13 protein-coding genes and 2 tRNA genes are annotated in these 14,489 nt (G+C 54.3%); 7 read left to right on the top strand and 8 right to left on the bottom strand.

The features are described 5' to 3' along the window. The first annotated feature begins 722 nt into the window (after window positions 1-722). Both WFK85_RS20555 and WFK85_RS20550 read left to right on the top strand, forming a co-directional pair. A complete protein-coding gene (locus WFK85_RS20555) occupies window positions 723-2,012 on the top strand; it encodes a serine/threonine transporter (RefSeq protein WP_166995908.1) in 1,290 nt (429 codons plus the stop codon). 65 nt (window positions 2,013-2,077) lie between these two features. Then, window positions 2,078-3,445: an L-serine ammonia-lyase gene (locus tag WFK85_RS20550; RefSeq protein WP_166995909.1), complete on the top strand. Its 1,368-nt coding sequence runs from the start codon at window positions 2,078-2,080 to the stop codon at window positions 3,443-3,445. A 192-nt stretch (window positions 3,446-3,637) separates the two neighbouring features. On the opposite strand, the gene WFK85_RS20545 is transcribed toward WFK85_RS20550, so the two are convergent. Continuing rightward, window positions 3,638-4,822: an aminotransferase class I/II-fold pyridoxal phosphate-dependent enzyme gene (locus WFK85_RS20545; protein WP_166995910.1), complete on the bottom strand. Its 1,185-nt coding sequence runs from the start codon at window positions 4,820-4,822 to the stop codon at window positions 3,638-3,640. A gap of 182 nt (window positions 4,823-5,004) precedes the next feature. Here WFK85_RS20545 and xni point away from each other — a divergent pair, with 182 nt between their 5' ends. Then, a complete protein-coding gene (gene xni / locus WFK85_RS20540) occupies window positions 5,005-5,775 on the top strand; it encodes a flap endonuclease Xni (RefSeq protein WP_336709297.1) in 771 nt (256 codons plus the stop codon). A gap of 43 nt (window positions 5,776-5,818) precedes the next feature. On the opposite strand, the gene rlmM is transcribed toward xni, so the two are convergent. The 4 genes from rlmM to WFK85_RS20520 all read right to left on the bottom strand — a co-directional run bounded on the left by rlmM (window position 5,819) and on the right by WFK85_RS20520 (window position 8,843). Beyond that, complete coding sequence (rlmM, locus tag WFK85_RS20535) at window positions 5,819-6,919, bottom strand: 23S rRNA (cytidine(2498)-2'-O)-methyltransferase RlmM (protein WP_008458424.1); 1,101 nt, start codon at window positions 6,917-6,919, stop codon at window positions 5,819-5,821. Further along, window positions 6,912-7,307, bottom strand: a complete 396-nt coding sequence (locus tag WFK85_RS20530) for a DUF423 domain-containing protein (RefSeq protein ID WP_008458426.1) — start codon at window positions 7,305-7,307, stop codon at window positions 6,912-6,914. The genes rlmM and WFK85_RS20530 overlap by 8 nt, the downstream gene beginning before the upstream one ends. 45 nt (window positions 7,308-7,352) lie before the next feature. Beyond that, window positions 7,353-8,270 (bottom strand): glycine cleavage system transcriptional regulator GcvA, encoded by a 918-nt coding sequence (gene gcvA, locus WFK85_RS20525; protein WP_008458428.1) that lies wholly within the window; start codon window positions 8,268-8,270, stop codon window positions 7,353-7,355. Window positions 8,271-8,615: 345 nt separating this feature from the next. Continuing rightward, a complete protein-coding gene (locus WFK85_RS20520; RefSeq protein ID WP_008458430.1) occupies window positions 8,616-8,843 on the bottom strand; it encodes a YgdI/YgdR family lipoprotein in 228 nt (75 codons plus the stop codon). Window positions 8,844-9,039: 196 nt separating this feature from the next. Between WFK85_RS20520 and csdA the strand changes: the two genes are divergently transcribed. Continuing rightward, window positions 9,040-10,245 carry a cysteine desulfurase CsdA gene (csdA, locus tag WFK85_RS20515; protein WP_336709293.1) on the top strand — a complete coding sequence of 402 codons (1,206 nt, stop codon included), beginning with the start codon at window positions 9,040-9,042 and terminating at the stop codon, window positions 10,243-10,245. After that, the gene (gene csdE / locus WFK85_RS20510; protein ID WP_166878328.1) at window positions 10,246-10,677 is read left to right on the top strand and encodes a cysteine desulfurase sulfur acceptor subunit CsdE; all 432 of its coding nucleotides are present in this window, start codon (window positions 10,246-10,248) and stop codon (window positions 10,675-10,677) included. On the opposite strand, the gene tcdA is transcribed toward csdE, so the two are convergent. Together tcdA and mltA are read right to left on the bottom strand one after the other, a co-directional pair. Beyond that, window positions 10,678-11,487 (bottom strand): tRNA cyclic N6-threonylcarbamoyladenosine(37) synthase TcdA, encoded by an 810-nt coding sequence (gene tcdA / locus WFK85_RS20505; RefSeq protein WP_045783824.1) that lies wholly within the window; start codon window positions 11,485-11,487, stop codon window positions 10,678-10,680. It lies immediately after the preceding gene. 71 nt (window positions 11,488-11,558) lie between these two features. Then, window positions 11,559-12,656, bottom strand: a complete 1,098-nt coding sequence (gene mltA / locus WFK85_RS20500) for a murein transglycosylase A (protein WP_008458439.1) — start codon at window positions 12,654-12,656, stop codon at window positions 11,559-11,561. A gap of 211 nt (window positions 12,657-12,867) precedes the next feature. On the opposite strand from mltA, the gene WFK85_RS20495 reads away from it, so the two are divergent. After that, window positions 12,868-12,944 (top strand) — tRNA-Met (locus WFK85_RS20495). Between the two features lie 63 nt (window positions 12,945-13,007). Continuing rightward, a tRNA-Met gene (locus WFK85_RS20490) sits at window positions 13,008-13,084 on the top strand. Window positions 13,085-13,172: 88 nt separating this feature from the next. Here the strand turns inward: WFK85_RS20490 and amiC are convergent. Beyond that, entirely contained in the window at window positions 13,173-14,423 is a 1,251-nt protein-coding gene (amiC, locus tag WFK85_RS20485; protein ID WP_166995913.1) for an N-acetylmuramoyl-L-alanine amidase AmiC, read from the bottom strand. Between the last annotated feature and the right edge of the window lie 66 nt (window positions 14,424-14,489).

The following is a 14,489-nucleotide window of genomic DNA, read 5'->3' as shown; positions in this document are numbered from 1 at the left end:
TACCTCCCGGCGAGTTTGTTGTTCATCGTCGCTCACAGGTTGATTTTAAAGTCCGGAAACCCGGCGTTGAAACGATGGTGAAATCCCCAGGTTCAACCTGGAAGGGAGTCGTGACGCTATTGTTTGATGCTCAGGCGGACTAGGGAACGGGAAACCGAACGTTCTGTCGAAGATGGGTTATTCGGCGTATTGCGCGATAGCGCTGCTGAAGGATCCGTCTTCCTTTTCCCCCCACAAACTTGATAAACAGATCTTCTCTGCCAACCGCCTGCGTTTGAAGCCATCCCTCGGTACCGATACTAAGCTGCCATTTAATCGATTGCGCTCACACTTAAAAGCACAAACATTGCGACCTGAAGCAAATACTCGTTGAAAAATGCTGTTTTAGGCACTTTCTTTGGCAAAAACCGAGTTATTTGGTCAGGTTTAATTTATTGCATCATCCACAAGTGCTAGGCTTCGCGACCATAAATGTCATGTTGATGTCTATGAACAGACTGTTATGCGGATTTGTTGCTTAACAAACGTAGATTATCGCATTTGGGATCGCGATCACTGATACAGTGATGACATAAATGTATCTTTCCGCCCGCCGATAGTTACGGGCCACAACTACTTCAAAAACGCGCCCGGCCAGAATTTAGTTTCAGCAGTTAAGCCACACACATCGCGTTAACTGCGAATTTTTAAACATTGCACGAAACTTTCCTTTGGAGATGTAGATGGAAACCACTCAAACCGGCAGTATTGTCTCTGCTGAGAAAAAAGGCGCATGGCGCAAGACCGACACCATGTGGATGCTGGGCCTGTACGGTACAGCTATCGGTGCAGGCGTCCTGTTCCTGCCAATCAACGCCGGCGTTGGTGGCCTGATCCCGCTGTTCATCATGGCGATTCTGGCTTTCCCAATGACGTTCTTCGCACACCGCGGTATGACCCGCTTCGTGCTGTCCGGTAAAAACCCGGGCGAAGATATCACCGAAGTTGTAGAAGAGCACTTTGGTGTTGGTGCAGGTAAGCTCATCACCCTGCTGTACTTCTTTGCTATCTACCCGATCCTGCTGGTTTACAGCGTGGCTATCACCAACACCGTGGACAGCTTCATCACCCACCAGTTGGGCATGACTGCACCGCCGCGCGCTATCCTTTCTTTGATTCTGATTGTCGGCATGATGACTATCGTGCGCTTCGGCGAGCAGATGATCGTCAAAGCGATGAGCATCCTGGTGTTCCCATTTGTTGCGGCTCTGATGATTCTGGCGCTGTACCTGATTCCAAACTGGAGCGGTGCGGCGTTTGAAACCCTGTCCTTCAGTGCAAGCCCGGCAACCGGCAGCGGCCTGTGGATGACCCTGTGGCTGGCAATTCCGGTCATGGTGTTCTCCTTCAACCACTCCCCTATCATCTCCTCCTTCGCCGTGGCTAAACGCGAAGAGTACGGCGATGGCGCTGAGAAAAAATGCTCCAGCATCCTGGCTCGTGCACACATCATGATGGTGCTGACCGTCATGTTCTTCGTGTTCAGCTGCGTGCTGAGCCTGAGCCCTGCTGACCTGGCCGCGGCAAAAGCGCAGAACATTTCTATCCTGTCTTACCTGGCTAACCACTTTAATGCACCGGTTATCGCCTGGATGGCGCCAATCATTGCGATGATTGCCATCACCAAATCCTTCCTCGGCCACTACCTGGGTGCACGTGAAGGCTTTAACGGCATGGTCATTAAGTCTCTGCGCGGCAAAGGTAAGAGTATTGAAATCGGTAAACTGAACAAAATTACCGCGCTGTTTATGCTGGTGACGACCTGGGCAGTGGCGACGCTGAACCCAAGCATCCTCGGGATGATTGAAACCCTGGGCGGCCCGGTTATCGCGATGATTCTGTTCCTGATGCCGATGTATGCTATTCAGAAAGTACCGGCGATGCGTAAGTACAGCGGCCATATCAGCAACGTCTTTGTTGTGATTATGGGCCTGATCGCTATCTCCGCTATCTTCTACTCGCTGTTCAGCTAAGCAAGCTAAAGAGTCGCCCGCCAGGGCGACTCTCCTCCCCCAAGTCACTTACGCAGGGAAATCTTATGATTAGCGTATTCGACATTTTCAAAATCGGTATTGGCCCCTCCAGCTCACATACCGTCGGCCCGATGAAGGCCGGTAAACAATTTTCCGATGACCTGATTGAGCAAGGGATCCTGCGCGATGTCACTCGTGTAGTTGTGGATGTCTATGGCTCTCTGTCCCTGACAGGTAAAGGCCACCATACCGATATAGCCATTATTATGGGCCTGGCGGGTAACCTGCCGGATACCGTCGATATCGACGCTATTCCGCACTTCATCCAGGATGTAAACACCCACGGGCGCCTGATGCTGGCCAACGGTCAGCATGAAGTTGAATTCCCGGTGGACTGCTGCATGAACTTCCATGCCGACAACCTGGCGCTCCACGAGAATGGCATGCGCATCACCGCTCTGGCTGGCGACAACGTGCTGTATTCTCAGACCTATTACTCTATCGGCGGTGGCTTCATCGTTGATGAAGCCCATTTTGGTGCGCAGAGTGAAAACCCGGTCAGCGTGCCGTATCCGTATCAGAATGCTGCAGACCTGCAAAAACACTGCCGTGAAACGGGCTTATCGCTTTCCGGCCTGATGATGCAGAACGAACGAGCCTTGCATAGCCAGGAAGAGATCGACGCCCACTTTGCGGCGGTCTGGGAAGTCATGAGCAGCGGAATTGAACGCGGTATCACTACAGAAGGCGTGCTGCCGGGTAAAATGCGCGTTCCGCGCCGTGCTGCAGCCCTGCGTCGTATGCTGGTGACCACCGATAAAAACAACTCTGACCCGATGGCAGTTGTGGACTGGATCAATATGTTCGCGCTGGCGGTGAACGAAGAAAACGCAGCCGGTGGCCGTGTGGTCACCGCGCCAACAAACGGGGCCTGCGGTATTGTTCCGGCTGTGTTGGCTTATTACGACAAGTTCATTCGTCAGGTGAACGCTAACTCCTGCGCCCGCTATTTCCTGGCCGCCGGTGCTATCGGTTCTCTGTATAAAATGAACGCATCTATCTCCGGCGCGGAAGTAGGTTGTCAGGGAGAAGTCGGCGTAGCCTGTTCAATGGCAGCGGCAGGCCTTACTGAGCTGCTGGGCGGTAGCCCTACTCAGGTGTGTATCGCTGCGGAAATCGGCATGGAGCATAATCTGGGGCTGACGTGTGACCCGGTTGCAGGCCAGGTTCAGGTTCCGTGCATCGAGCGTAACGCCATTGCGGCAGTTAAAGCCGTGAACGCTGCACGTATGGCCATGCGCCGCACCAGCGAGCCTCGCGTCTGTCTGGATAAGGTTATCGAGACAATGTATGAAACGGGCAAGGACATGAACGCCAAGTATCGCGAAACCTCTCGCGGTGGCCTGGCGCTGAAAATTGTCGCCTGTGACTAAAAATTAAGGCTCCCGGCTGGGAGCCTTTCAGACGACTGACCAACTTCCGGTGAAAAAGAAAGATCCGCCGACTGGTTAAAAAACAGGAAAATCACTTTATTGATTTTCGGCTGATAACCACAAAGAGGGAAAAACCACGTTTTTTTCCTCTTTGTCAGCAACCTTTAAGGCTCCCGCTTGGGAGCCTTTTTCTTAGAGCGCCGCTTTCAAACGCTTCACGGCTTCCACCAGTTGCTCATCCGTTGCCGTCGCGTAGGAGAAACGCAGCGTGCGTTTATCCGCATGATCGCTAAAGAAGAACTCTCCCGGCACGTACACCACGCCTTTCTCCAGCGTTTTTTGTAGCCAGGCCGTGGTATCGAAGTCGTAGCGGAAAGCGGCCCAAAGGAACATCCCACCCTGCGGCTGGTTAAAGGTAATGTGCTCGCCAAGCTCTTCTTCCAGCAGACGCGACAGCGTCAGGCACTTCTGCTTATAAGCCTCACGAATAAGCTCAATCTGCGGCTCAAGACGCCCCAGTTTCAGGTAAGCCGCCGCCAGCGCCTGCGTAAACGAGTTAGCGTGTAAATCAGTCGCCTGCTTAATGATGGCGACCTTTTGCTTCATCCACTCCGGGAGAATAATCCAGCCGACACGCAGCCCCGGAGCCAGAATTTTCGAGAACGTTGAGGTATAGACCACGTGATCTTCATGCCCTAACTCTGTGGCGACCTGAATCAGGGTCTTCTCGCGGCGATCGGTAAAGCTAATCGCCCCGTACGGATCGTCTTCAATAATCACAAAATCATGTTCGGCAGCCAGTTTCACCAGCTTTTCACGACGCTCAGCGCTCAGCGTTGTGCCGCTTGGGTTACCAAAGGTTGGCACCAGATAAACGCCTTTCACTCGCGTAGTTTTCAGCAAAGCTTCCAGCTCATCGACAATCATGCCGTGCTCATCCCCACCTACGGATTCAACCTTCGCGGCGGTCAAACTGAGGATTTGCAGCGTGGCCAGGTAGGTCGGGCGTTCAACGACGAAAACGTCACCTTCGTCTGCCAGCGCACGAATCAGCAAATCCAACGCCTGCTGGGAACCAGAGGTGATGAGCAACTGGTCGCTGCGCGTAGTAATCCCGCGAGCCTTGCACAGCTCAACTAGCTGGTCACGCAGCTCGGAATTGCCTTCGGTCAGGCCATACTGAAAAGCGTCGTTAAAGTTCTCTTCCAGCACCTTACGGGTCGCCAGCTCCAGCCCTTGTCTGTCAAACAGCTCACTGGAAGGAATGCCGCCAGCCAGTGAAATCACGCCGGGCATTTTGCTGTGCTTAAGAAGTTCGCGGATGGCCGAAGGTTGCAGGTTTTGAATGCGTTGCGCGAGGTGTTTAGTATTACTCATATTGATGTTCTCTATTTTTTTATGCGTTAGAAATATACATAGCCCGCTAACAACTACGCAATGGCTTTCCACCCGGCCCCGATAAGGTTTTGCGAGAGGCATTCCTGAATGCTGCGATGAGAATAGCTCATCATGGCGGGAAGTGTTAGGGTAGGCCCATCAGAGTGACGAGTTAATTTCTTATGGCTATTCATTTACTTATCGTCGATGCCCTGAACCTGATTCGCCGCATACATGCGGTGCAGGGTTCGCCCTGTGTCGATACATGTCTGCATGCGCTGGACCAGCTTATTGGCCACAGTCAGCCTACTCATGCGGTGGCAGTGTTTGATGACGAAGAACGTCGCGAAGGCTGGCGGCATCAGGTTCTGCCCGACTACAAAGCGGGCCGTTCGCCAATGCCAGACGACCTGCATGCCGAAATGCCGGCTCTGCGGGATGCTTTTACCCGTCGTGGCGTTCAGTGCTGGCATTCAAAAGGCAACGAGGCGGACGATCTTGCGGCTACGCTGGCGGTGAAAGTCGCCTCCGGCGGCCATCGGGCAACCATTGTGTCCACCGACAAAGGCTATTGCCAGCTGCTGGCCCCAACGCTGCAAATTCGCGATTACTTCCAAAAACGCTGGCTGGATGCGCCCTTTATTGCTCAGGAATATGGCGTTCAGCCGGAACAACTGGGGGACTTCTGGGGGCTGGCGGGCATCAGCAGCAGCAAAATTCCCGGCGTGCCCGGTATTGGCCCGAAAAGCGCCACACAGCTCATTAACCAGTTTTCTGACCTGGAAACGCTCTATCAGCGGCTCGATGAAGTCCCGGAAAAATGGCGTAAGAAGCTGGAGCTGCACAGAGAAAGTGCGTTTATCAGCCGCCAGGTGGCAAGGCTTGAGACGGATTTACAGCTCGACGGGAACTTACAGCATCTAAGGTTGCCTGGTGCATTACCTTCTGCATAACGCAAAAGAACTCCCCTTGCCCGGATGAGCAAGGGGTTGGTCATTAACGCTCGTCGCGACGGCCACCCACGGCCGCCCACCAACGGCGGATGTGAACGGTCACTTCTTCACGATCGTGGTAAAGCTGGCGGGCTTTGATTTCCGCGTTAATGCCGTTGCTCTCGAGGATTTCGCGGATCTGCGCCAGGTTTTGCGACACCTCTTCGTAGCGCTTTTTCATCGGCAACTTGAGGTTAAAGATAGTCTCACGGCACCAGCCGTTTACCAGCCAGGTTGCCATTAAATGGGCTACTTTTGCCGGTTTTTCCACCATGTCGCAGACCATCCAGGAGATGTTGGTGCGGGTCGGGCGGTATTTGAAGCCATCTTCGCGCAGCCAGGTGACCTGTCCGGTGTCCATCAGGCTCTGCGCCATCGGGCCGTTATCGACGGACGAAACCCACATATTGCGCTTTACCAACTGATAGGTCCAGCCGCCCGGGCAGGCACCCAAATCCACGGCGTACATGCCGTTGGCCAGACGCTCGTCCCATTCATCGGCGGGAATAAAGACGTGAAACGCCTCTTCCAGCTTCAGCGTGGAGCGGCTTGGAGCATCCGCCGGGAACTTGAGGCGCGGGATGCCCATATAGAACGGCGAATTGTTGGTGGTGTAGGAGTAACCTGTGTAACAGCAGCCGGGGGCGATAAAGAACACATGCACAACCGGACGCTTCGGCGTTTCGTAGTTGGTCAGCACTCCGGCTTCGCGCAGGCTGGCACGCAGCGGCACGGTAAACTTACGACAGAACTTCATCAGCTCTTTGCTTTCGTTGGTGTCGGCCACTTCAACCCGCAGGTCGCCGCCCTTTTCCACCACGCCCTGCAGCATGCCGACAATAGGCGTGATGCGGTCTTCCGGCGGCAAATCCTTTAGCAGCTCGCCGGCAACAAACATCTGGCGGGCAAAAATCAGGTCGCTGAACGGCAGCTCGCGCGCCAGCTTTTCCGCCTCTTCCGGCTGATAGCATTCAAATATGACATAACCGCTGTGCTCTTTAACGCGGGCAAAGCCGTAGACACCGCGCTGACCCGCTTTGTCGGTTATCTCTGCCGCACACTCTTTCTCGAATCCCTGGCGGCAGTACAAAATCACTTTATTCATGGCTTACGCCCTTACGTTTCAGGCGCACAGCACCAATTAACATCAATATCCAACCGGCCAGGAAGCTGACGCCGCCCACCGGGGTAACAAACGCCCACAGCCGCAGGTGCGACAGGGCCAGGCAGTACAAACTGCCGCTAAACAATACGGTGCCTAACGCCATAAAGACGCTGCTCCAGTAGAACCAGATGCTGATGCGACGCTGCATTGCCACCGCAAGGCCAAAAATCGCGAGCGTGTGAAACGCCTGATACTCAAGCCCGGTCTGGATCCATCCCATCTCTGCAACACCCAGAGACTTGCTCAATACGTGCGCCCCAAAGGCGCCCAGGGCAACAAAAACAAAACCGCTGATGGCGGCAAAAATCAGCATGAATCGGCTGGTCATGGTGTAACCCTAAAGTAAGGCGTGGCCGCGCCACGCGAAGGTTGCTTATTGTTCGTAGCGAAAACGGAATTTTTCTTGCTCACTGGCCGCCTTTGCCAGGATCCACTGTCGAAACGCGGCTATTTTACCCAGTTCTGCCTGGCTGTCATGACAAACCAGATAAAAGGCGTTTTTACTTACCAGCACATCATTGAACGGGCATACCAGACGGCCCGCTTCGATTTCCGTTTGGGCCATGACGTTATTGGCCAGCGCAATCCCCTGCCCGTGAATCGCGGCCTGGAGTACCATTGCGCTGTGGCTGAAAATGGGCCCTTGCTGGACATTAATATGGCTCACGCCAAGCTGGCGGGTATAAGTCTGCCAGTCGCGGCGCGAAGCGTCATGCAATAAAGTGTGCCTGGCCAAATCTTCCGGCGTTTTAATCGGTTTGTCGCCGGTTAGTAGCATAGGTGAGCAAACCGGCAGCAAATACTCAGCATAAAGTTTTTCGACTCTTAGCCCCGGCCAGTTTCCCCGCCCATAGAATATCGCCACGTCCACGTCGTCAGACAGCTTGTCTTCCTGGCGGTCCACCGCCTGAATTCGCACGTCGATGCCCGGATAAGCTGAGTTAAAGCTTGTTAAGCGAGGCACCAGCCAGTGAATCGCAAAACTGGGCAATAAACTCACCGTCAGCGCGCCTTTTGCACTGCGCGCCTGCAGCTTGCGGGTGGCTTCCGTCAACTGGGAAAAAATCTCTTTAATATCCTGATAATAACTCTGCCCCTCCTCCGTCAACAGCAACGATCGGTTACGGCGGCGGAACAGCTTCAGGCCAAGAAAATCCTCCAGGGACTTGATCTGGTGGCTTACCGCGGCCTGAGTAACGAACAGTTCCTCAGCCGCTTTAGTAAAACTCAAGTGACGAGCCGCAGCGTCAAAAACGCGCAGCGCATTCAGAGGGGGTAATCGCTTAGACATGGGGTTATTTGGCTTAAGTGTTAATAAGAGTTAACAAACAGATAGCGTTTGTTTACCTATTAGTTTTTTTTATCTGAGCCATTATAAATTGTCCGTTGAGGATGCACCAGCAAATACCTATAGTGGCGGCACTTCCTGAGTCGGAACGAAAAGTTGTCTGGAATGCGTGTTCTGGAGGGCTTTTGGCTTACGGTTGTGATGTTGTGTTGTTGTGTTTGCAATTGGTCTGACATTTCGGACCACGGTAGCTAAGCTACCCCTTTTCACTTCCTGTACATTTACCCTGTCTGTCCATAGTGATTAATGTAGCACCGCCGAATGCGGTGCTTTTTTTTGCCTGCAGTTTTACTTCTTCAGCTCAACCATCTCTTTCACGTCCGAACGGTTAATCTGCTGCATATTGCCGTTAGCATCTTTGTACTTGATCATTCCTGTTTCGTCATCGGTTTTTGGCTTACCTTCAGAGACAATCGCGCGTCCATCGTTGGTGTGCATGATGTAGTTCGGGCTGGAACAAGCTGCAAGTGCAAAGGTCATCATACAGGCAGAAACAATAGCGATAGATTTGTTCATTATTCTTCTCCTTGTGGATAGCGTTTAATGCTGTTTAAGTCTTTCCTACTAACATGCTTAAATATTAGTCCAACAATAATTAGCATAACCTGCTTCTCACATTCTGCCAGGAGAAACAGACAATTCCGAGAAAGACGGAAACCTTGTGCCAACGCCAGTTTTGCGCGACGATCTGTGCATTGAACTGAGGATCCCCATGACAGCATTTAACCCCGCTCATTTTCGCGCGCAATTCCCCGCGCTGGCAGATGCAGGCGTCTATCTCGACAGCGCGGCCACGGCGCTAAAACCCCAGGCCGTGATCGACGCTACCCAACAGTTTTACAGCCTGAGTGCCGGGAACGTTCACCGCAGCCAGTTTCCAGAAGCGCAGCGTCTGACGGCGCGTTACGAAGCGGCACGTGACCAGGTAGCACGTTTGATCAACGCCGAAAGCGGTAGATCCGTGGTCTGGACCCGGGGCACAACCGAAGCCATAAACCTGGTTGCGCAGTGCTATGCCCGCCCTCGCCTCAAAGACGGGGATGAAATCATTGTGAGTGAGGCAGAACATCACGCCAATTTTGTGCCGTGGCTGATGGTGGCTGAGCAAACCGGTGCGAAAGTGGTGAAACTGCCGCTGAATGACCAGGCTCTGCCCGATCTTAACCAGCTTCCTGCATTGCTGAATGACCGCACTCGTATCCTGGCGCTTGGGCAAATGTCTAACGTCACCGGGGGCTGCCCCGATCTGGCAAAAGCTATCAAGCTTGCCCACGAAGCAGGCGCCGTCGTGATGGTTGATGGCGCGCAGGGCATTGTTCACTGCCCGCCGGACGTCCAGGCGCTGGATATCGACTTTTACGCCTTTTCCGCCCATAAACTGTATGGCCCGACCGGCATCGGCGCGCTCTATGGCAAAGCAAATCTCCTTGAGCAGATGTCGCCGTGGCTCGGCGGCGGGAAAATGATTACCCATGTCTCATTCGACGGGTTTAAGACTCAGCCAGTGCCCTACCGCTTTGAAGCCGGGACGCCAAACGTCGCGGGCGTCATTGGCCTTAGCGCTGTGCTGGAATGGCTTGAAACTGTCGATTTACAGCAGGCGGAAAACTGGAGCCGTAGCCTGGCCACGCTCGCGGAGTCCGAGCTGGCAAAACGCCCCGGTTTCCGTAGCTTCCGCAGTCAGGACTCCAGCCTGCTGGCGTTTGACTTTGCGGGCGTTCACCATAGCGATATGGTCACGCTGCTGGCCGAATCAGGCATTGCGCTGCGGGCGGGCCAGCACTGCGCGCAGCCCTTGATGGCCGCATTAGGCGTTAGCGGAACGCTGCGCGCCTCTTTCGCCCCTTACAACACACAGCAGGATGTGCACGAACTGCTCGCCGCAGTCGATCGCGCCCTCGATATTCTGGTGGACTGAATGCAGGCTAATCATCCCTTTGGCACAGAAATTAACGCAGATATGCTGCGTACCACCTTCGAAGCGCAGCGGCAGTGGGAAGACAAATACCGCCAGCTGATTTTATTGGGTAAGAAGCTGCCGGCGCTGCCGGAGGCATTAAAAACCGAGAGTATTGAAATCAGCGGCTGCGAAAATCGCGTTTGGCTGGGCCACGAGCGCCTGCCGGACGGAACGCTGCACTTTTACGGTGACAGTGAAGGACGCATCGTTCGTGGCTTATTGGCGGTGCTGTTGACCGCGGTAGAGGGGAAAACCGCCCGGCAGCTATTGGAAAACGATCCGCTAAGTCTGTTTGACGATCTGGGGCTTCGCCATCAGCTAAGCGCTTCCCGCAGCAGCGGGCTTACGGCCCTTGCCGCGGCCGTTCAACAGGCCGCACACGAGGGTTAATCAGGCGGCGGTTCGTGCCGCCTTCGCCATCATCTTCTTCAGCACATGAGACACCGCCACAAAACCAAAGCTGGCGGTTACCATGGTCGCCGCCCCAAAGCCCGAGGCACAGTCCATCCGTTTTGGGCCTTCGGCGGTGCTTTTCATCGCGCAAACTGAGCCGTCAGCCTGCGGATACACCAGCGCTTCAGTTGAAAATACGCAGTCTACGCCAAGCTTCCCTTTGCTGTTTTTCACCACGCCGAAATCACTTTTCAGGCGTTCACGCAGCTTCGCCGCCAGCGGATCCTGAATAGTTTTAGCCAGATCGCTAACCTGAATCTGCGTCGGATCGATTTGCCCACCGGCTCCCCCCGTGGTCACCAGCGGGATCTTATAGCGGCGGCAATACGCGATCAGCGCCGCTTTTGGCCGCACGCTGTCAATGGCGTCGATAACATAGCTGAATCCCTGGCTAAGCAGCTCAGCGGCGTTGTCGGCGGTAATAAAGTCATCCACCACCGTAACCCGACATTCAGGATTGATCTCCTTGATGCGTGCGGCCATGACTTCCGTTTTGGCCTGGCCTACGCTGTCTTTCAGGGCATGGATTTGGCGGTTGGTGTTGGTGACGCAAACGTCATCCATGTCGATTAGCGTAATGGCCCCAATCCCGGTTCGCGCCAGCGCCTCTGCCGCCCACGAGCCCACCCCGCCGATGCCAATCACGCAAACGTGCGCTTCTGCAAAAAGCTGAAGCGCCGCCTGGCCATACAGACGAGCGGTGCCGCCAAAGCGTTGCAGCCAGGCATCAGAGAGAACAACAGACATCGGGGAAATCCTCAGAAATAAAAAACGGGCTGATTATACAGCCCGTAGATAAAGGTGGAAACGCTGCAGCATTAACCGTTAAAAACGCTGCCCGTGCCAGGGGCCGCTTTCAGCACCCAGACTCGCCCGTAATGGTTGTACCAACCCGCGCGGTGCCCGGCATCCGGGCCAATGCCCTGATAGATGTCGAAGTGCTGGCCTTTGATCGCGCCCCCAACGTCGAGCGCCACCATCACGCGCAGCTCGTACTGGCCGGTGAACTTCCCGTTATTGTCCAGTAGCGGGACTTCGGTCAGCAGCGTGGTGCCAGCAGGAATGATGGAGCGGTCAGACGCCACGGAGGCACGTCCAATCAAAGGTACCGCGCTCGCGCCTTTCACCGGCGCATAGCTTGCAGGCTTAAAGAAGACAAAAGAAGGATTCTGCTCAAGCAGCTCCCGTACTGCCGCTTCGCTATGGGTTTCACCCCAGTGGCGAATCGCCTGCATCGACATGTCTTCTTTCTTCACTTCACCGCGGTCGATCAACACCTTGCCGATGCTGCGATAAGCGTGGCCGTTTTTACCGGCATAGCCGAAGAAGGTCAAAGGCTGACCATCGCCAAAATCAATGTAGCCGCTGCCCTGCACATCCATGATGAAGTTATCCATCAGAGAGTTGCTGTAGGCCAGCACATAGCTGTCGCTCAACCCACCGGCGTAGATTTCCGCGCGGGACGGTAGACGCCCACGTTTTGGCGGCATGCGGTAAATAGGGTACTGGAATTCGCCCTGGCGAGTATGACGAGCCTGAATCACCGGGGTGTAGTAGCCGGTAAACTGCACGTTGCCGTAGTTGTCAGCCCCCTCCATCTGCCAGGCATCAAGGCCGAACTGCTTCAGCTGGCGGGTATCGCCGCCGGCCCGCAGCCACTGCTGCACGGCATTATAGATATCGCTGCCGTTATTATAGAGGCGGGGAGAAGCAGAACGAATCTGGTTAACCTGCTCGGCATAGTCGCCGCCGTTGATAGGCGCGCCAACCGCATCAGGCTGATTCACCAGTGAGAAAGGCTGGGAGAATTTCCCGTCTTTATATTGCTGACCGCGATCGGTCGGTTTTGATGAACAGGCGGCCAGCATCGCTAACATGGCCCCCGCCGCTGTGTACTTAATCCAACGTCCTTTCATTTACCTTTCGCCCTGCTCGTTGCCTCTGTATGCCTCGCCGAAGATAGCAAACGCGCCGCCAGAATTAAACGAGTTGCACACCCCTCACAGCAAAAACGTCTGTTTTATGGCCACTGTGCGGGTTAATTCAACAACCAAGGGGAAATTCAGGTATTTACTTGAAAAAAGGGTTGCATCAAAAAGCGAGCGGAGTATAGTGCGCATCCACGGACGCGGGGTGGAGCAGCTTGGTAGCTCGTCGGGCTCATAACCCGAAGGTCGTCGGTTCAAATCCGGCCCCCGCAACCAATTAAAAGTCGCTGATTTAACAGCGCAATGATGAAAAATCATTAAAAAGAGTAGTATGACGGACGCGGGGTGGAGCAGCCTGGTAGCTCGTCGGGCTCATAACCCGAAGGTCGTCGGTTCAAATCCGGCCCCCGCAACCAACATTGAGAACACCCTTACGGGTGTTTTTTTGTTTCTGCCGTTTGTAAAAAAATAAGGCAGGTTTATCTCCCGCCTTTATCAGCCATTTTAGCCTCGTCTTGCCAGCCTTGAGCTATCCGAGAAGTACGCCTTAATCCCCGCCAGAATTGACTCCGCAACTTCCTGCTGGAATTTGGCCGTACGCAGCTTGCGCTCTTCTTCAGGGTTACTCAGGAACGCTGTCTCCACCAGAATAGATGGAATATCCGGCGCTTTTAGCACCGCAAACCCGGCCTGATCGACGCTGTTTTTATGCAGCTTGTTCACTTTCCCCAGCCGGTTAAGCACCTCTTTCCCGAACTTCAGGCTGTCGTTAATGGTCAGCGACTGCACCATGTCGAACATCGTGTGGTCGAGATAGCGATCCCCACTTTTGCCCACGCCGCCAATTAAATCCGAGGCGTTCTGCGTTTGCGCGAGATATTTCGCCGCCGTACTGGTCGCCCCTTTGGTGGACAACGCAAAGACCGACGATCCGCGCGCGGCAGCGGTCGTAAATGCATCCGCATGAATAGAAACAAACAGGTCGGCTCGCTGTTTTTGCGCCTTGGCAACGCGCACTTTCAGCGGGATGAACACATCTTCATTACGCGTCATGTAGGCCTTCATATTGCCCTCTTTATCGAGCAGGGCCTTCAGCCTGCGCGCAATGCTGAGCACAATATCTTTTTCGCGGGTCTTGTTTGGGCCTATCGCACCGGGGTCTTCACCGCCGTGGCCTGGATCAAGCATGATGACAATCGGCCGGTCCCGCCCGGCTTTACCCGGCTTCGGCCCTTTTTCCACCGGCATTTTCTTGTCTAACTGGCCGTTGTTGTAATCTTCCAGTAATGCCAGCAGCGGATCTTGTTCGCTATTCATATTGGCGGGATAAAGATCCATCACCAGGCGCTCTTTAAATTCGGCGACCGGGGCCAGCGCAAACAAATGCGGGGTCACGTTTTGCTTCAATTCAAAAACCATGCGCACAGTCTTGGGATCGAACTGCCCCACGCGGGCGGATTTAATGAAGGGATCGTCGCCGCGAACCTGGCTGCCAATGCCTTTTAAAACTGAATTTAAATGCGCCCCTTCAATATCCACAACCACCCGCTCCGGGTTGCTGAGCGCAAACTGGCGGTACTTCAGCTGATGGTTAGATTCCAGCGTCACGCGGGTATAAGACGAGGCCGGCCAGACGCGCACGGCGATCACCTGGCTTGAGGCAGCAAAACCGACCTTGCTGACGCTCAACAACCACATGGCTCCGGCACCCTGAAGTAAACGGCGGCGACTCATTAACGAACTGGAATCTGGCATGGCTCCCCTGAGCGATAAAATCACTGAATAGACGAATTTATTTTTTGAGCCAAAAACTTTAGCGAA

This window comes from Cedecea sp. VD22, assembly GCF_037150195.1.
Taxonomy (GTDB): domain Bacteria; phylum Pseudomonadota; class Gammaproteobacteria; order Enterobacterales; family Enterobacteriaceae; genus Cedecea.
This window is presented reverse-complemented; position numbering and strand designations above follow the sequence as displayed.